We start from the raw sequence: 17861 nt of genomic DNA, 5'->3' as shown, positions 1-17861 counted from the left end.
TCTCGGGAGAGATGTATCTTTCTCTCTTAAAGGCCTTGTGAGGCTTATTGCATGAATTCGAAGCTACCCGTAATGTTGATTTTTACATTCACCATGGTGCCTTGTGCTGCCATAGTACCTGATAGAGGGAGGGTGAGAAGTCCATAGATGGGAGCTCCGGTAGCTTTGTGAATCTCGTAGTTGAAGAGACCGCTACCCGAGAGGGTTATGCCCTGCATAGACTGCTCAGCTTCGAGCTTCGAGTCAATTACGTAGGAGTTATCGCCTATAAGGGTAAGCGTAGATTTGGCTTTATTGTCACCGAATACCGTATCCTCCCAAGTGTCGCCTTGGGCTACGGCTTGTTTGGGATATAAGCCGGAGAGTGTGCTCGAAACAGCTTCGAATACTTTCTTTGCTGTCTCAGGAGATACGCTCTCGTCTAGAGCTTTAGGCTCCCCTACAAGCTCGAAGTAAGGGGTTACTTCTGCTCGTACTACCTTACCGGTAACGGCCTTCAGCTCTTTGTTATACTGGGTATCTGTGTCATCGGAAGAGCTTGCAGTAATATTGCCTTGATCGCCTTTTACCTCTAGATCTGAGCGGTTGACGATCGCATCAATGATAAGGTTTTCGCCATTGAGGGATACGACAGAGAAAGCAAATTCGGAGCGAATCGTTGTTTTCGATTTCATGGTTTGTCCACCAAATGCCACCTCTTGATCCATTACTTGTTGGTAGCGGAGGGGGATCTTTTGTCCGGGTTGAAGCTTCAGACGAATATCCTCCTTCTGAGCATGCAACATGGCAATTGCTGCTACCATTGTAGCGAGAGTGATAATTAGTTTGCGCATAACGTTGATATTTTAATCAGTATTTATAGAGTTGTCTTTGCTTACTTTATGTTGTGCAATTTATGCCCCATTCGCTCTTTTTTGGTGCGAAGATAGGTCGTATTGTAGGGGTTGGGTTCGATTTCGATAGGAACATTCTCTACCACCTCTAGCCCATAGCTTTCGATCCCCACACGCTTAACGGGGTTGTTGGTGATAAGCCGCATTTTACCCACCCCTAGCTCGCGCAAGATCTGTGCTCCCACGCCATAGTCGCGCTCGTCGGCAGCGTGCCCGAGGTGTAGATTGGCATCAACCGTATCCATCCCATTCTCTTGTAGTTTGTAGGCTTTCATCTTCTCCATGAGGCCAATGCCACGCCCCTCTTGGTTGAGGTATACGACCATACCTTTCCCCTCTTTCTCTATGAGTTGCATGGCACGATGGAGCTGCTCTCCACAGTCGCAACGCTTAGAACCAAATATATCGCCCGTAGCGCACGAGGAGTGCATACGTACAAGTATCGGTTCGTCTTTGCTCCACTCGCCTTTGAATAGGGCAACGTGTTCCATGCCATTAGACTTCTGACGGAATGGGATGAGACGGAAGTCCCCATACTCCGTAGGCATATGTACTTCCACTCCACGCTCCACGAGCGACTCCTTTTGTAGTCGGTAGGCAATGAGATCTTTGATGGTGATGATCTTCATATCCCATTGCTTGGCTACCTCCACGAGCTGAGGGAGACGAGCCATTGTACCATCTTCGTTGATGATTTCTATGAGGGCTGCTACAGGTTGCATGCCCGAGAGGCGAGCGAGGTCTATGGCAGCCTCGGTATGCCCGGCACGGCGAAGTACCCCACGAGAGCGCGCACGAAGAGGATTCACATGCCCGGGGCGAGCCAAATCTGTAGGTTGAGTCTTGGGGTCGGCTAGAGCTAGGATGGTTTGTGCTCTGTCGTACATCGAAACCCCCGTAGTGCAGCCATGCCCGATAAGATCTACTGTAACGGTAAAGGGTGTCTCGTGTAGGCTTGTATTGTCGTGTACCTGCATATCAAGCTCAAGGTGCGAAGCTACCTCTTCGCTGATGGGTGTGCAGAGTACTCCCCGTCCGTAACGCATCATAAAGTTTACCTTTTCGGGGGTTATGGTTTCGGCTGCAGTGATGAAGTCGCCTTCGTTTTCACGATCTTCGTCATCCACTACAATCACAAACTTTCCTTCCTTAAAGTCTGCGAGAGCCTCCTCAATTGTGTTCAATTTATAGCTATCCATAGATGTGGTTTATTATTCTTCTTTATTTGTGGTTTCGTATATATTGGCAAGTTCGTCTAGGGTACGCCTGCATAGCTCCCATTGCTCCAAAAGCACTTTGCGTCGCCTTAATAAATACCAAACGTAAGGCAAAGATAAGGGTAAGATGCCCAATAAAACAATATATATTGCTTTTTTCTTGGGGAGTAGAGGGGCGAAAAGGCGAGGCAATTGCGGTAGATCCATTAGTTTGGCCAAGACCAATCTATTGTCTGTGTCTACGAGACGATCTACCAAGCGATCGAGGCTTCGTGAGGTCTGACCATAGTCTCTATTGAGTTGAGACAAGGTCGAAAACCCAATACGGCGATGGGTAAAGAACGGATTCTTTGCCACCTCTTGCATTTTGTCTTGAGCCGTTGAGATCAGTTTTTTTGCCTCCTCGGTGGAGACGTAGTTGAGGATAAGTTCTTTGGGAATGATATTGCGGATACGCTCCGGACGCAGAAACTTTTTGAGTCGGAACATCAGCTCGTCAAGGTTGAGAGCCACGGAGTCTCGGGAGGCTTCGTAGGTGAGGAAGGCTCCGATGGGTAGGAGTATAAAGGTAGAAAACCACATCCCCAACCAAGTGGGCCAAGTGCCGTTGTAGCTCAGGTTGAAGCCCAGAGTGTCTATCATATAATAGACAACAAAGAGCAAGATGCTAGCTACCATAGGCATTCCAATGCCCCCTTTGCGAATGAGTGCTCCTAGGGGAACTCCAATGAAAAAGAACACAATACACGCCACAGGGAACGTGAACTTGCGGTGGCGCTCTTGGCTGTGTGAACGGAAGTTGTACGCCTCGGCTTGATAGGCACCATCCCAGAAGGTGGCAAGTTCTGTCATGTTGTGCAGCTTTTCGGAGGCGTTTTTGAGAGCCGTCTCTAGCTGCTCGGGGCTTGCCATGCGGTAGAGACTATCGAGCGTTATTTGCTGCCGCTTTGCTCCTTGCTCCAAGGCTTGCAAATGTTGCTTCGCCTCCGGAGAGGGATCTAAGGGGCGGATACTTGTTTGGGTGTACCTATCGGCCAACGAACCGGAGAGTGCCTCTCGGGCATTGCTGCGGCCTACACTATCGAGGTTGTATATGGCAGTATCTCGGATATAGCGATTGAGTTGCAAAAGGTTTTTCCCTACGAATTGACTGCGCAGCCCTTCATCGTCAATCATTTTGAAGTTGGTATCAAACCAAATAACAATGCGTTTATGCGAAAAATGCTCCTTGAGGTAGGAGGCGGGCAGGTCTCTGTCGAAAGAGGAGGCGCTACCAGAGCCTTCGAAGAATGAGCCTTGAGAAAGTTGCTCAAAGCTCTCTCCCTGGTAGAGATCAAGGGTAAGGAAGGTTTTGGAGGCGTCCATTTGCAATTTCCCTGAGTCTGCCAGTACGATCCGTGGTTGGCTGCTCCCTCTGGAGAAATCATAGATCATGAGTTCGTGTAGAGTGCGATTTTCATGATCTTTTTTCTTGACAAATAGACTATATCCGGGTATCTGATTGTAGAAAACTCCTTGGGGAATTTCCAAATCGGGGCGTGATTGTTGTGCCGAAAAGATGATCTGGAAGAACTTTACTTGGGCGTCCATCATGGCCGTATTGAGGTAGACAAAAAGAGCTAACCCAATAGTAATACCCACAACAAAGAGGGGAGACATGATGCGATATAGGGGGACGCCTGCGCTTTTCATAGCAAGCAGTTCGAGACGCTCGCCCAAGCCTCCAAAAGTCATCACGGAGGCGAGCAAAATCCCTAGCGGAGTTGCCGTGGGGAGTGCCATTACGGCAGCATGGAAAAGCAACTGGATAAGAACCCAAGTATCGAGCCCTCGCCCTACGATTTCGTCGGCACGAGACCAAAGCATTTGCATCAGTACGACAAACCAGCAGATTACAAAAGTCATAACCAGCAAGGGCATGAACTGCTGGATTATGTACGTGTACATCCGCTTGGGGGGGGCTATCTTCATCTTGTTCTAATTCCAATACGTCCTACAAAAGTACAACAAATGCTGACCACCTCTTACTATCGTATGTCTCTAAAAACCATAGTCTTGAGGTGTGGTATGGGGATTAGATATTCATCTCAAACCCAAAACTCAAGAGCTGATTAACCTGTATGCGCGACATTAAATCCGCTCCGTGAGATGCAGCATCATCGAAGCGAAGATGTAGATTCACTCGTGTTGAGAAAAATTTGGAGAAGGCAAAGATGAGGGCATTCTCCCATTCTGTTTCTACACGCTTGTAACTTGTATTGTAGTAGAAGCGAGACTGCCAACGGAAGCTCTGCGAGATGTCCCAGGTGAGGTCGGCTCGGAGCATTGAACCAATGGCGGAGTAGAGCGTCTTTCCGTCCTTAAAACCGTGGCGAGCTAGGTCTATATCACGGCGTTGTGTCCAGCGGAAGTCGTAGGCAATAGGGGCTAGATTAACTTCGAAGCGAGCCTTACGGCCATAGTGAGTGCTCGACTTATGGTCGTAGACATACTTGAGACCAAGCCCCACTGTTGCAACGATGGGAGAGAGGGGGCCGCTTAGAGCCAGTGTTTTATTCTCCTCTCGCATGTTAAATGCTTGCGTACGTATTTCGGCATCTAGGGTATAGAAGAGATTCTTTACGGCTTGGATACCAAGGTTGCTATGGAGGCGGACAAGATCGTCTGCTATGCGGTAGCGTCCCACTGTATCCGAGGGACTCGTGAAAATACTCAGCCGCCACTCCAGTTCATTATTCCAAGAGAGTTTTTCCTTCTTGTAGTCGAGTTTGAAGAATTGACGACTATAGAGGTTGAGATTGCTGCTCCCCCCTTTATGCCAATTGCTGGAGATATAGTTTTGAGAGAACTGAATAACACTATTCCATCCCGGGGTCCAATACTTGCGCGGAGCCATAAAACGTCTCAGACCGGATAGGGGATCTTTGTCTAATACTCCTACGCTAGGGGTTTCTCCAATGGCTACACTTGCTACCGCAATCTTCTCTGCTGTTATGCGGTGTGACTCCAAGTCTGTATGCGTCTCGCGGAAAATTCGAGGGTAGCGAGATTGGATCTGTTGAAAGAGTTCTTCATCAAGATTATGCCCTTCGACCATAGACTCTATCCCTCTAGGTTGTTTTAGGGGATTGGCTACAGAGAGATGGGTAAAAGGGATGGGCTGTAGGCGTGTCGTGTACTCATGCCGGAGCTGAGCCGGACGTGTGGAGGGAGACATGGAAAACCAGCCTGCAAGCCAGGATCGGTAGGGCGGTTTCGGAATGGGAATGACCCTACTTTCTTCCGTATCTTCCTCTATTTGGGGCGATTGCTCCGGTCGTTGGTAGAGAGAATCTGATGTTACAGGCTCTTGTGCATAAGCAAGGGAGGGAGTGGTGAAGGTCAGTATCGTTGTTCCAAAAAATGCAGTACAAAGGAGCAACGAGCGCAATATATTTCGTTTCATTGGGTGAGAAAATTTTCCTTTCTAGAGTAGTCTGAATAAGTAAGAAACCTTGGCAACGCCTGCCGTTTCGCTTGCTTTGCTGTAGGGGTCGGATACGGTGGTATTGAAAATATCGTTGAATCCGTAGTAAAAACGTCCCTCTAGTTCGATGCGGTGCTGACCAATAGTAAGAGCGACAAGAGGCCCTCCTATCACCCCCCAAGCAAAGCGGTGGGAGGTTGCTATAGAGTGTCGTAATGTTTCGCCTTCGGTGAATGAGTCTCCTTGGGCATGACTTTTCTCCCCCAGCATATACCCGATTTGTGGCCCCACTTTAAGCCCTAGACGTACCCTGCCTATGGGGTAAAAAAGTTGGCATAGGAGAGGCATCTCGACAAAGTGTAACCGGCGTGTATAGGCAGTGCCTGCACGTGATGCGGAGTAACGTTCTGTCCAACCTCTTTGTGCGTAGTTAAGCTCAAGAGATAGGGCTGTATAGGGACTATTCTCTACTGAAACAGAGGCCCCAATTGTTGGTCCCATGCAGATGCCTTGGAGCACATTAGGCATAAAAGCGACCTGAGAGAAGGTCATACCCAAAGAGCCGCCAAGGTGTAAGGAGGGATCTACAATGCTCGGGGTTTGAGTTTGAGCTGAGAGAGAAAAAAACGTACCTAGGGCAAAGACCCCGATGCGAATTGTGCGAAATAGAGACATATCTCGGCTCTTGGGCTGGGGCTAGAATATAACCTTATGGCGTGTACCTACGCCATTGGCAGAGTAATTGATAAAGAAAAGTCCCACGCTCGTGAAGTGATTTTCTCCATCGGCTTTGCGGAATACAAAGTCACTCTGCAAGCCATCATGAGGGATTTCTCCGAAGGCTTGAGGTATCTGTATGCCGTGCCAAGTCCAAGCTTGTACAAAGTATCGTGCTACATCATAGCCCAAAACGGCATACTTGGGGTAGCCGTCGAGGCGAGTCCCATTGAACCATTTTCCATACTCTTTGGCAAACTGCATGTTTTCTGTTTGGGTCTCGTCGAAGTAGAAAGAGGAGTAAATAGAGCTCTCTAGGGCTCCTATTTTTTTCAGGAAGTCAGATCCGTACGATTGCCACTCTGGGTAACCGAAAAGATGAATATGAGAAGAGCCCCCAAAGGTTTTTTCAATGGATTTGATCACCATCTGAGTCGGCTCTAGACGCCCATCATTGAGCATAATGATGGTTTCTTTATTGTCTTTTTCAAAGTTCCAATTGCCTGATTTGGCATCATAGAAGCTACATACTTTGTAGGGGACATTCTCTTTGTCTAGACGTCGTTTGAGGGCGTTGATAACGGGGATGTGGTTGCCCGATGGGTGCTCCACAAATACAATCCTACGGCCATGCGCCTTGTCGGCAAAGGCAAGGGATAGGTAGGGGTAGAGATCTTTCTGGTCGGGATTGAGTTGATATACCGTATTGGGGTATTGGTTAGAATGGCTTTGGGCAATAAAGGGGGAGATGTAAATGGCATTCCGTCCTCCTACATAGCGACCTAGAAGTCGGGTAGTGCCGTCTGTGTGCCCCCCTATGATGATGTTGCAGGGATCGAGCTTCCCTTCATCAATAAGCTGCTGTATGGCTTGCTCGTTTTCGGCATGATACGTATCAACGCGAGCGGAGAGCCCTCCCTCTTTGAGTTTCAGAAGCCCCATCAAAAAGCCTTCGTAGAAGTGGATATAGCGTGCCGGACCATTCTTGCCAATAGGTAGCAATAGGGCAATGTGAGCCTTGTTAGTTTGGGTTTGCTCCTGGGTTTTTGTAGGAGTAGTTTGCTTTTGAATTGTTTTATTTCCGGAGGTGGAAGGGGCAATATTGATTACTCTACCCACGGCAATTTGATCCGCTTCCAATCCCGGATTTAGTTTTAGGAGGGCAGGTACTGTAGTGCCATACCGGCGAGCAATAGCGTAAAGAGTGTCCCCACTCTGCACTACATGTTGGTTTGCTTGTGCGCCGGAGGTGGTAGAAGGTTGCTTTTGTGTTTTCTCCGATTCGGTCTTTTGTGGAGAAGGTATTTGTAAGCGTTCTCCGATACGAATACCATACTCAGAACCGGGGTTGAGTCTATATATATCCTCTTCGGAGACTTTATATCGGCGAGAGATAGAGTATACCGTCTCTTTTTCTTGTACTATATGGACGTATGTTTTTGCTGTTTGGGCAGAAAGCCACGTGCACGAGAAAGAAAGTGTCACAAAGAAGGTTAGGAGGAAAAGTGACTGCCTGACACCTCTCAGTAGGGTTGTTTTCATATCTAGTTTACTCTAGTTACCTATACGATTTGGCAAAGATACTAATCACTGAGCAAAGAGCCTTCTTTTCCCCTTTTAGTTGAGTCTGTTCCCGCTTTTTGATTCTTTGTTGATATTTCTCTAGTCCGCTGATGGATAGGGATTTATCCATGCTGTGTGGGCGAGGTGGTTAGAGGAATAGAAAAATGTAGGGAGAAATGAAAAATAAATAGGGCAGAAATAAAAAGGTTTCTGCCCTAGAATTATTTCTTTTTTGGCTGAAAATGGAGCGCGTTTCTGCCCTGTACTTTTTGAGAAATTAGGCAATACTTTTGTGTTGCTGAGAGAGAAGAATATCTCAGGTCGCGCGGGCTCCCTCCTTTCACTTCCCCTTTATCTCCTCTTGTCTCTTGGGGTGGTGGATAAAAGGGGAGGTGTCGAAAACAATCGTCTACAGACTAGAATTCACATCCTTTTTGTAGTCGGAGGGAGTAATACCACAGACATTCTTGAAAGCCCGTACAAAGTTAGAATAGTTGTTGAAGCCACATTGATCTGCCACTTCCGAAAAACTTATGTTCGGATCTCCGTCTAGTAGGATCTTCGCTTTTTTGATCTTGATACGTTGGATATAAGCGGCGGGTGTATAGCCTGTAAGAGCTACCAGTTTACGATAGAACTGACTGCTACTCATGCACATGTTTGAGGCGATGAGCGAAACATTGACCTCCTTGTGGCGGTTGAGTTGCAGGTAGACAGTATCTGTTATCTTGGTAAGGAATCGGAGGTCGGATTCATCGGGTTGGGTAGTCTTCTCCTCTCTATTTTCCTTAGATTCTATCACAGTTTGCATGAATTTCTCCTGCAAGAGACGTCGTCCCTCGAGTAGTTTTTCCACTCGGGTGCGTAGCTCGTCGCTGTTGAATGGCTTGGCGAGGTAGGCATCTGCTCCGGCTTCTATCCCTTTGATACGCTCCTCTTCTGATATCTTAGCCGTTACTACAATGATAGGTATGTGGCTAATAATTTCATTTTTGCGCACTTGCCGGCATAGCTCCAGCCCATCCATTTCGGGCATCATTAGGTCGGTAATGATTAGGTCGGGCACCAGTTCTTGTGCCTTTTCTAAGCCTTCTAACCCATTGGCGGCATAGGATATGGCATAATGGTTTGCAAGCTGAGAGCCGATGTAGGCAGCGATATCGCGGTTGTCTTCAACGATGAGTAGATGGCAGCGGCTGTCCTCTGGAGCGCTATCCTCAAGGGGTTCTGTGCCTTCGGGCAGAAAGGGCCGATTGTATTCCATCTCGTCAGATAGATGCTGCTGGCAATAGTTGTGAATGGGCACACTGATATAGAAAGTAGTACCCTTCCCCTGTGCGCTTTCTACCGTTATCTTGCCATCTATGGCATCCATTATTTGCTTGACAAGGGCTAATCCTACGCCTGTACCTATATGGTGTACGTCGCTTTCTGCTTGATAAAATGGCTCGAAGATGTAAGCCAATGCCTCTGGGTCAATTCCTTTTCCTGTATCCGATACTTCGATTTGCAACAGATCTCCTTCGCGCCATACGACCACACTCACCTTCCCATATTCGGGGGTGAATTTGAAGGCATTGGACAGAAGATTGTTCATAACCTTCACCACATAGTCGGGGACAAAGTCCATCTCTACATCGTCGTCTTTCGAGAAAAATTGTAGATCAATGTTGCGGCTGAGGGCGAAGTCGTGATAGCTTTCCGCAATCATACTGAGGAAGGCCGAGATATTGCCACAGCGCCAGTCGGGGTTGCCTACCGACGATTTGATCTTGGAGATGTCGAGGAGTTGGTTGATGAGTGTGAGCAATCCGTTGCCTTGTCGCTCAATAACTTTTGCCTTTTCAGTAATCTCTGTGGGAGAATCTGCACACTCTTGGAGATCGTGGCTTAGCCCAAGTATGACGGTGAGTGGAGTACGAAACTCATGGGTGATATTAGTGAAGAACACCTCACGCAATGCGGATATTCTTTTCAAAGTCAGGTGGTTGCGACGGCGTAGTCGGTTGGTGTAAAGTAGCATCGCCAGCAGTCCTGCTAAGATAAGTAGTATAAGCCCCAGGATGGCGAAGCCAACGTAACGCATGGTGCGTTCCTGCTCCAACTTCTGCCGTGCCTCGCCCATCTGCCTCGTTTGGCGGTTGCGCTCAATCTTTAGACTTGTGTTTTGGATTCGGTTCATCTTCTCCATATCCAACACGCTGTCTTGCATAGCAACGGCCTGTTCGTAGGATGCCAACGCCGATCGGTAGTCTCCGACATGTTTGTAGTGCTTATAGTATAGGGTATGTATCCTTGCTTGATGCTCCGGAGACTTGATGCGATCGGCCATTGCCTTAGCTTTGCTGAGGAACTCCATCTCTTTTTCTTCCTTGCCGGTGGCATAACAAAGTCCGGCAAGGGCTATGAGGGAGTTGATTGCATGCCATTCGTCCTTCGAGTCTTTCATCAGTTCGTAGGCAGCTTCGTACTCTTTCATGGCCTCGTCGTACTGCTGTGTTTTTTCGTAAAGTGATCCGAAGTAGGTATGGCAGAGCGATATACCGAGTTCGTTGTTCACCTCTTTGTTGAGAGCCATTGACTTTTGGTAGTAGAGTAAGGCAGAGTCAGTCTCTCCGCGGCGCTCGAAGATGGAGCCGAGATTGGAGTAGTTAATGGCTTGCCCCACCGCACTCTGTAATGCTCGTTCCCCCGCTAATGCCAGGCGTAGTACACTATCGGCACGATCGTAATTGCCTAAGGTCATGTAGATATTGCCCAGCCCATTGAGGGATACTACTTGGTTTTTTTTAGCAACAGAGGAGGTGTCTGAGCTCTCCTTGCTCAGTATCCATGCGCTGTAATGGTATTCTTGTGCTACGTCAAGTACTCCCATTCTACGATAGTCTGTAGCGGTATTGTTCAGAGCTTGTATCCACTCTAGTGTGTCCCCGATAGCCTCCGCTTGGCGTAGTCCCTCGCTATGGGCACTTAGAGCCTCGTCAAAACGACTTTCCCTACGTAGAGCCTTGCCCAACTCCCTAAGGGCAACGATGCTGCCGAGCCGGTTGCCTTCGTTTTGTAGTTTCTTCTGTAGAAGGATGAGCGAATCAACACTATGTGTAGAGAGAACGAGCTTGTCTACCTCCTCTCGTTCCTCGGGAGTAAAAGATATAGCTTCCTTTTTACAGGAGACAATGGAGAAAGAAATGAGAATAAGTAACCCGAGTATGTTTGTTGCTAATTGGTTGATTTTCTTCTGTTTCTTTATGAATGTGAGTGGCTTGTGAAGGGGGATTTGTATTTTTTCATAGCCGAGCTCATCAAGTCTTTCTCTTTCCATAGATGCCTCTGTGGGATTAAAATCTTCTGCAAAGATGCATGTTTAATATCGAATAGCAAAACGTTTTCTGGATTTTTCTTAGTCTGAAGACGATGTTTTATACGTCCTTTTCTTTCTCATTTTTCGGCGAAAGGATTGTGCTTTTTAGGTCGAAAGGGTGGAGGTTCGTTCTCTTTCTTCTCTTCTACCAAGAGGAAAATCATCCTACGAAACTCTCGAAAAAGAACGATTGTCAAGAGGAGTAAATCTGTCACTGCTAACTCTCTTGTATATAGATGTTTGAGGTGTACGTTATGCACGATTTTGTAAGATCTTTTACATGAAGAATGCACGATATCGCAAGATTTTTGATTGATTTTGCAATGTTTCTTCTTTGTCAAATATGTAACTTTGTGGGCAGAGATATGATGATAAAACACGAGTCGGTCGGCAGCTTTCTTTTCTTTGAGCGTCGGTTGACGTAAGTAAGAGAAAAGAAAAATGAAGCAGCAATCAGATGACAACCTTAGTCGGCGACAACAAGAGGGCTTGCAGCATATGGAAGATCGTATGCAGTTGCTTGATATGGTGCGTGAGATGATAGATGCCGAATTCGACCGCCGTAATCAGTGCCAGAGAAATTGTCTTCGTCCTGAGATCCAGGCTCCCAAATCATTGCGAAAGCCCACATTATGGCAGCGCATTCGTACGTTTTTCCATCGTTCAGGGGGAGGACGAAAGAAGGCATAGAGTATAAGACATTAATTTATCACCCCCAACGCCCAAGCCTCTGATACGGCGTTCCCCTTAATTTAGGAGTAAAGGAGAGGTACCATGACAAGATGAAGAAAAACAGAATCATTGCACTTTCGGCATCCATTGCATTGGCATGTGCTTTCGGCGTGCCAGCTGAGGCACAAATCGGAGGCATTCTTAAGAATGCTAAGAAGAACGTGGAGCAGAAAGTGAAGAACAAAGTGGAGTCTACAGCTAATGATGCGGTGGATAAAGCAGAAGAAAAGGGTAAAAAGAAGGCCGAGGAGAAGGTGGAAGAAAAAACAGGAATCTCCACATCGAAATCCTCAAGTAATAGCGGAGGTAGTAGCCTTGAGACCCTTTATAAGCAAAATTATAAGCCTTCGGAAGAGGCTCTTGCCGCCGACCCCGACGCTTCGAATGATGAAGTGTGGCGTCGTTCTACCCGCTCTTTTGCACAGATACACGCTGCCTATGAGCATCTTGACCCGAAGTACTTCCCGTTGCAGCCCTACTATAAATATCCGATGATGTATGGGCTAGGCAACGATGTGCTCATTGGATATAACGTCAATCTTGACATGATACGTAAGGTTCTTAGCAAGAGACCGGGGGCCAGCGTCGATTTCTCGCCTTTTATTTATGACGAGAAAGAGAACGCCGAGCTCCTTACTCCCGCGGGCGAGAAGATGGGTATCTACTGCGATGATGCTTTCCGCTATCCCTTTGCGGCAGCCTTCTTTGCAGATCCCAATAGCGACATTGCCGTGGATAAACTTGCTCTACTACTAGCTTATTTAAGTCCGATAATGAGGGCGAGTGTGGGGGTAAAGCCCGAAACTTGCGATGACTATAAAGGTATACTTGATGCCAAGCTTGGTATCGTGCTCCCAGCAATGGAGTACGAAAAGCTGCGCTTCGAGCGTGAGCGAATCATGTTTAACATGGCTTGCAATGTGGTGGACTTCGATCTCATTGCCGACCGTGTTATTGATTGCTTCAACAAGGTAGAGGAGAACGATGCCTTCTGTCAGAAAGATCCCGCTCTTCGTGCCCAGTACTATCTGATGGGTACGGAGCTCTATAATCAGATCCTTACTCAGCACAAGGATTGGGATAAGAAGGAATCCTCCGATCCTAAGGCACGCAAAGCAACTATGCTCTACACGCGCTGGACGGCAGACGGAGAGGTTGGCAAGATAATGGGTGCTGTACGCATGGGCAATGTACCGGCTGTGTCTATGCCTAAGGGCGTGAGCGTCTCTGCAGAGATCAAGAATGGGGGCGATGCTGCTGGGCGTGAACTGGCCGGGCACCGAGGTGATGAGTTTGTAAAAGTAATCTACCATAGTAATAAATGGGAGGAAGTAAAGGAAAAGGCATGGCCTTATAAGACCATCAAGTTTGTCATCAAAGCCGACCTTATTACTAAGGTTGGAGGTAAGACTATGCTCACCCACTGCTACCTTCAAAAGAGTGCTAACGGGCAGAAGTATGTCATGGTTGTAGGTAGCGACCCAGAGCGCCACCCTGTGAAGTAAAATAGGCTCCTCCCTCTCCACTTTAGGCAGGAGAGGGGGGATTCCTCTAATGAGGGAGGCGAAATCCTATTCACTCACCTCTCTTGATCGTGTATACATTGTGGATAGAGAGAGGGTGCTGAAGAGGTGATCAGCCCCCAGATAGAAAAGTATCATAAAGCCACCGAAGCCGAAAAACCAAATGCCGGTTGATCAAGGTTTCGGTGGCTTTTGGCATGGTCGAGGGCAACGCATAAGCTGGAGGAGACCGACCCACGGAGCGACGGCTCTTGCCTAGGTCGGAAAATCAGCCTAATTTTGTACTTATGAATTGGCAACGAATCATTACCATTTTGGCATTTGCTCTTGCCTTGATTGTAGGTGGGAGCGCCTCGCTTGCTCAGCGTGTAGCCTATTCTCCTTCGCTATTATCCAACGTCGCACAAGGGGGCGGAGAGCGGGAAGTAGAGGAGAGGATGCGTAGCATGAGCCTAGAAGAGCAAATCGGGCAACTTATTATCCCCATTATATATCCCTCTAGTGGAGCTTCACAGATGGCGGAGGCTACGCGCGTTGTAGCTCGGTGCCACGCCGGGGGGATACTCTTCCAAAAGGGCGAAGTGTACGACCAATGGTTAATGACTCAGCACCTCAACAAGACCTCTAAGCTCCCTTTGCTTATCACCGCAGACGCTGAGTGGGGACTTGCCATGCGCCTATCCAATACCATTCGTTACCCACGCAATCGCGCTCTTGCCAATGTACGAGATCTCGGTCTCATCACAGAGTGGGGGCGGAGTATGGCAGAGCAATGCAAAACTGTAGGTATACACGTAAGCTTTGCTCCCGTGGTGGATGTCAATAACAATCCTAGGAATCCCGTTATTGGCACTCGAAGTTTTGGAGAAAAGACTCAAGATGTAATTGACTATAGCCTCGCCTACTCTCGTGGGCTGGAGGAGGGGAGGGTGCTCTCCGTGGCAAAGCACTTCCCGGGGCACGGCAATACGGCTCTTGACTCCCATAAGACGCTCCCCACGATCAAAGGCTCTCGCTCGGAGCTTGAGAAGACTGAGCTAGCCCCCTTTGCTGCTTACTTTCGTGCCGGTTTGGGCGGAGTAATGGTGGGGCATCTCAATGTCCCTGCCCTCGATAAGTCGGGTACTCCGGCTTCTCTTAGCTATGCCATTACAACCCAACTCTTGCAGCAAGAAATGGGCTTCTCGGGGCTTATCTTTACTGACGGAATGCAGATGCAGGGGATGCAGCAACGTGGGGCAACCCCGATTAGTGTACGCGCCCTACTTGCCGGCAATGACCTCCTATTGGGTCCCACCGACCCCGTAAAGGCTCATGCGGAAATACTGGCAGCCGTGCAGCAAGGTGTGCTCTCTCGCAAGCAAATAGAGCAGCATTGCCGCAAAGTACTCCTTTATAAGTGGGCACTGATGGGGCAGTCTCTACAGCAACCTCAGCTTCCTAACCTATCCCGAGACGCCTTTTATGCCTCCCTCAATACCCCAAAAGCCCTCCATCTTGCTAATGAATTATGGTATCAATCCATATCTATTGAGCGAGATGATGAGCAGCTAATCCCACAGAGTCGTAAAGGTGATATTTCCATAGGGGTGCTGGATCTTAACAGCTCCTCCAAACCGGCATTTGTTTCAGCACTCCACAAGATGGGCATCACCCCGAAGGCTCACTATACGCTGGCAGATAAGAACGGAAAAACGTACTCTGAGGCTCTGGATGCTCTCTCCAAGTGCTCTTTGGTCTATGTCAATTGCTATACAAAACATAGTAGCACGTTGGCTCAACTTGTGGAGCAACTCTCCGCAAAGACGCGCGTCGTTTTTACTCTTTTTGCTTCTCCCTATCAGCTCCCCTCTTGGCACTCCGCTCTCAAAAAAGCCAAGGTGGTAGCCGTAGCCTATGAGTCGAACGACGAAGCTCTGCGCGCCGTGGTGGCTCGGTACTATAATATAGAGCCCGATGATTTGGAGATTTGTCGCCCTCCTAGAGGAAAGAAAGAGGGGCAGACCGCTTCAAATGCGGAGGTCGTAAAGCCCATTCGTACCTTTGCGTCGCTCGATAGTATTGTAGAGGATGCCCTTAGGCGAAAAGCCTTCCCCGGTTGCCAAGTTGTGGTGCTTCATAAGGGAGAGACAGTCTACAATCGCGCTTTTGGTACCCTAGACGGGTCGGCTCGTTCCCCTCGTGTTACCGAGAATACACTCTTTGATATAGCCTCCGTAACCAAGGCTTTTGGTACTACGCCGCTGATTATGGATCTCGTGGGCAAAGGAAAAATAAAGCTGACAGATAGGGTAGACAAGCATCTCCCGGAGATGGCAGATTCTCGTGTCGGTTCCATTTCCATCAAAGATCTACTGCTCCACCAAGCTGGGCTGACCCCTACCATCAACTTTTATCTCCAGCTCATCGAGCCAAGTAGCCTCACCACGGGTTCCTATTTCTCTTACGCTTATAGCCCGGATTGGGTGCAGATTGACGAAAATATATGGGTAGATCCAAATGCCAAATGGCGTGATAACCTTGTACGTGATGAGAAGGGGAATGGATTTACCCTGCGCTTTGGGCGTCAGTTTATACATCAATCATTTCGTGATACGGTACTGCAAAAAGTCGCTCAAACACCCCTCAAGACGCCCGGGGTATATCGCTACTCCGATGTGAGTTTTATTCTCCTTGGGATGATTGCAGAGAGAGTATCGGGCTCTTCGCTCGATAGTTACCTCTCCCAATTGATAGCGAAGCCGATGCACCTAGAGCACTACACCTACGATCCTCTTGCGCATGGGGTGGATATACAAGAGATTGCTCCCACACAAGCCAAATGCCCCCTTAGAGGCGTTGTGCGCGGTAGTGTAGACGACGAGTCCGCAGCCGTATTAGGGGGGATTGCGGGCAATGCCGGGGTATTCGCCACCGCCACAGACCTTGCTCAAGTGGCAGAGATGATTCGCTGCAATGGCTCCTATCGGGGTAAAGAGATACTTCCTCACAAAGTAGTACGGCAGTTTGTAACCACTCTAGGGCGGCAGGGGAGACGATCTCTCGGCTTCGACCACAATACAAAAAATAACGCACAAATCCCCTCCAATGCCTCTGCCGGTACCTATGGTCATACCGGCTTTACGGGTTGCTCTGTATGGATAGATCCCAAACGAGAGATGGTGTGTGTATTCCTATCCAACCGCACCTATCCCACTCGGCTCAATAAGAAGTTAATTTCGCTCAAGGTGCGCCCTCGTTTACTGGAGGCTGCCATCAACGCCATCGATGCCCAAAGCATCCCTACAACATAGCATAGTAGATACCTATTTTCCCCTTTTAGATCGAGAAATAAGATGATCAACGGACACGGAGACGAACGCCTAAACGACGGCAAAAAGCCCTTCCTCAACTTTAGCAACACCGTATGGTACGGTGCGGATCACACACTGCTTGGCGAGCATCTATCCCGCTCGTTGGTAGATTGTATGAGACATTACCCCGAGCCGGATGCGGCTACGCTGCGTAAAATGATCGCTCGGCGCCATGGGCTTAATGAGGAATCCATCATCGTAACCAACGGCCCCACTCAAGCTATCTATTTGCTTGCAGAAGCTTTTGCCGAGAAGCGCATCTTGATTCCCTCTCCGGCCTTCGCCGAGTATGAGGATGCAGCTCGTCTATACCGCTCGGAGGTGCGACTGATTGCCGGTAATACGCCTATCTCCGAATGGCCTTTGGACGAGGTGGATGTCTGCTATATAGCCACTCCTAATAACCCCGATGGGCATATTATATCGCATGCCGAGCTTATGCTCATCATTGATAAGTACCCCAAGGTCACCTTTATACTTGACCAGTGCTATGCCAATTACACAACGGTAAACAAGATAAAACCAAGTGATAGTAAGTCGCATCCCAATTTGATCTCCTTCTGGAGTTTCAGTCATGCCTACGGTATTCCGGGGTTGCGTATTGGCTATATTGTAGCTCCCAGTCAGTACTCGGAGGTGATTCGTAGATTGGTCGTTCCCTGGTCTGTCAATAGCATTGCCATAGAGGCTGCCAAGTACATCCTCATTCATCCGGCGCAATTCACGCTCCCCATCCGTAAGTGGCAACGCTCTGCCCAAGAGCTTATGACCAAACTCAGCGCCTTCAATGAGATTGATGTCCTCCCCAGCACTACTACATTCTTCCTCATTAAACTGAAGAAAGGCACAGCGGCTGCACTCAAGGAGTATCTAGCCACGGAACACAATATGCTCATACGGGATGCGAGTAATTTTGCAGGACTAGACGCTAGCTACGCTCGTATCACCTCACTAGACGAGGCGAGCAACAATCAACTAGTCAACGCTATTGCCCTCTGGTTGGAGCAACAAGCCTAAGGAATCCTTCTGGTGTGAG

Annotated in this window: 11 protein-coding genes; 4 read left to right on the top strand and 7 right to left on the bottom strand. The window is 48.4% G+C overall.

What is annotated here, in order from left to right; all coding sequences use genetic code 11:
• Positions 1-44: 44 nt before the first annotated feature.
• From ACTTHR_RS02135 to ACTTHR_RS02105, 7 genes are all read right to left on the bottom strand, one after another.
• Complete coding sequence (locus ACTTHR_RS02135) at positions 45-833, bottom strand: hypothetical protein (RefSeq protein WP_442605018.1); 789 nt, start codon at positions 831-833, stop codon at positions 45-47.
• A gap of 41 nt (positions 834-874) precedes the next feature.
• Positions 875-2092 carry a bifunctional 3,4-dihydroxy-2-butanone-4-phosphate synthase/GTP cyclohydrolase II gene (locus tag ACTTHR_RS02130; RefSeq protein WP_442605017.1) on the bottom strand — a complete coding sequence of 406 codons (1218 nt, stop codon included), beginning with the start codon at positions 2090-2092 and terminating at the stop codon, positions 875-877.
• 12 nt (positions 2093-2104) lie between these two features.
• Positions 2105-4081 carry an LptF/LptG family permease gene (locus tag ACTTHR_RS02125; protein WP_442605016.1) on the bottom strand — a complete coding sequence of 659 codons (1977 nt, stop codon included), beginning with the start codon at positions 4079-4081 and terminating at the stop codon, positions 2105-2107.
• Positions 4082-4184: 103 nt separating this feature from the next.
• Entirely contained in the window at positions 4185-5555 is a 1371-nt protein-coding gene (locus tag ACTTHR_RS02120; protein WP_442605015.1) for a DUF3078 domain-containing protein, read from the bottom strand.
• A gap of 21 nt (positions 5556-5576) precedes the next feature.
• Positions 5577-6251: a porin family protein gene (locus ACTTHR_RS02115; protein WP_424777127.1), complete on the bottom strand. Its 675-nt coding sequence runs from the start codon at positions 6249-6251 to the stop codon at positions 5577-5579.
• Between the two features lie 21 nt (positions 6252-6272).
• Positions 6273-7835 carry a LysM peptidoglycan-binding domain-containing protein gene (locus ACTTHR_RS02110; protein ID WP_424777128.1) on the bottom strand — a complete coding sequence of 521 codons (1563 nt, stop codon included), beginning with the start codon at positions 7833-7835 and terminating at the stop codon, positions 6273-6275.
• Between the two features lie 430 nt (positions 7836-8265).
• Positions 8266-11178, bottom strand: a complete 2913-nt coding sequence (locus ACTTHR_RS02105; RefSeq protein WP_442605014.1) for a hybrid sensor histidine kinase/response regulator transcription factor — start codon at positions 11176-11178, stop codon at positions 8266-8268.
• A gap of 480 nt (positions 11179-11658) precedes the next feature.
• On the opposite strand from ACTTHR_RS02105, the gene ACTTHR_RS02100 reads away from it, so the two are divergent.
• The 4 genes from ACTTHR_RS02100 (at position 11659) to ACTTHR_RS02085 (ending at position 17842) form a co-directional block, all read left to right on the top strand.
• Positions 11659-11907 (top strand): hypothetical protein, encoded by a 249-nt coding sequence (locus ACTTHR_RS02100; protein ID WP_442605013.1) that lies wholly within the window; start codon positions 11659-11661, stop codon positions 11905-11907.
• Positions 11908-11999: 92 nt separating this feature from the next.
• Positions 12000-13454: a hypothetical protein gene (locus tag ACTTHR_RS02095; protein ID WP_442605012.1), complete on the top strand. Its 1455-nt coding sequence runs from the start codon at positions 12000-12002 to the stop codon at positions 13452-13454.
• Between the two features lie 305 nt (positions 13455-13759).
• A complete protein-coding gene (locus ACTTHR_RS02090) occupies positions 13760-16765 on the top strand; it encodes a glycoside hydrolase family 3 N-terminal domain-containing protein (protein ID WP_442605011.1) in 3006 nt (1001 codons plus the stop codon).
• Between the two features lie 42 nt (positions 16766-16807).
• Positions 16808-17842: a pyridoxal phosphate-dependent aminotransferase gene (locus ACTTHR_RS02085; RefSeq protein ID WP_314942481.1), complete on the top strand. Its 1035-nt coding sequence runs from the start codon at positions 16808-16810 to the stop codon at positions 17840-17842.
• Positions 17843-17861 lie beyond the last annotated feature (19 nt).

The sequence above is a fragment of the Porphyromonas endodontalis genome (assembly GCF_052173515.1).
Classification (GTDB): domain Bacteria; phylum Bacteroidota; class Bacteroidia; order Bacteroidales; family Porphyromonadaceae; genus Porphyromonas; species Porphyromonas endodontalis_A.
The sequence above is the reverse complement of the archived record's forward strand: the minus strand, read 5'-3'. Positions and strand labels throughout refer to the sequence as shown.

Bases quoted from the DNA above. Each gene is read 5' to 3' on its own strand.
- ACTTHR_RS02100 (WP_442605013.1), top strand. From the start codon at position 11,659: ATGAAGCAGCAATCAGATGACAACCTTAGTCGGCGACAACAAGAGGGC.
- ACTTHR_RS02120 (WP_442605015.1), bottom strand. From the start codon at position 5,555: ATGAAACGAAATATATTGCGCTCGTTGCTCCTTTGTACTGCATTTTTT.
- ACTTHR_RS02085 (WP_314942481.1), top strand. From the start codon at position 16,808: ATGATCAACGGACACGGAGACGAACGCCTAAACGACGGCAAAAAGCCC.
- ACTTHR_RS02110 (WP_424777128.1), bottom strand. From the start codon at position 7,835: ATGAAAACAACCCTACTGAGAGGTGTCAGGCAGTCACTTTTCCTCCTA.
- ACTTHR_RS02095 (WP_442605012.1), top strand. From the start codon at position 12,000: ATGAAGAAAAACAGAATCATTGCACTTTCGGCATCCATTGCATTGGCA.
- ACTTHR_RS02125 (WP_442605016.1), bottom strand. From the start codon at position 4,081: ATGAAGATAGCCCCCCCCAAGCGGATGTACACGTACATAATCCAGCAG.
- ACTTHR_RS02090 (WP_442605011.1), top strand. From the start codon at position 13,760: ATGAATTGGCAACGAATCATTACCATTTTGGCATTTGCTCTTGCCTTG.
- ACTTHR_RS02115 (WP_424777127.1), bottom strand. From the start codon at position 6,251: ATGTCTCTATTTCGCACAATTCGCATCGGGGTCTTTGCCCTAGGTACG.
- ACTTHR_RS02135 (WP_442605018.1), bottom strand. From the start codon at position 833: ATGCGCAAACTAATTATCACTCTCGCTACAATGGTAGCAGCAATTGCC.
- ACTTHR_RS02130 (WP_442605017.1), bottom strand. From the start codon at position 2,092: ATGGATAGCTATAAATTGAACACAATTGAGGAGGCTCTCGCAGACTTT.
- ACTTHR_RS02105 (WP_442605014.1), bottom strand. From the start codon at position 11,178: ATGGAAAGAGAAAGACTTGATGAGCTCGGCTATGAAAAAATACAAATC.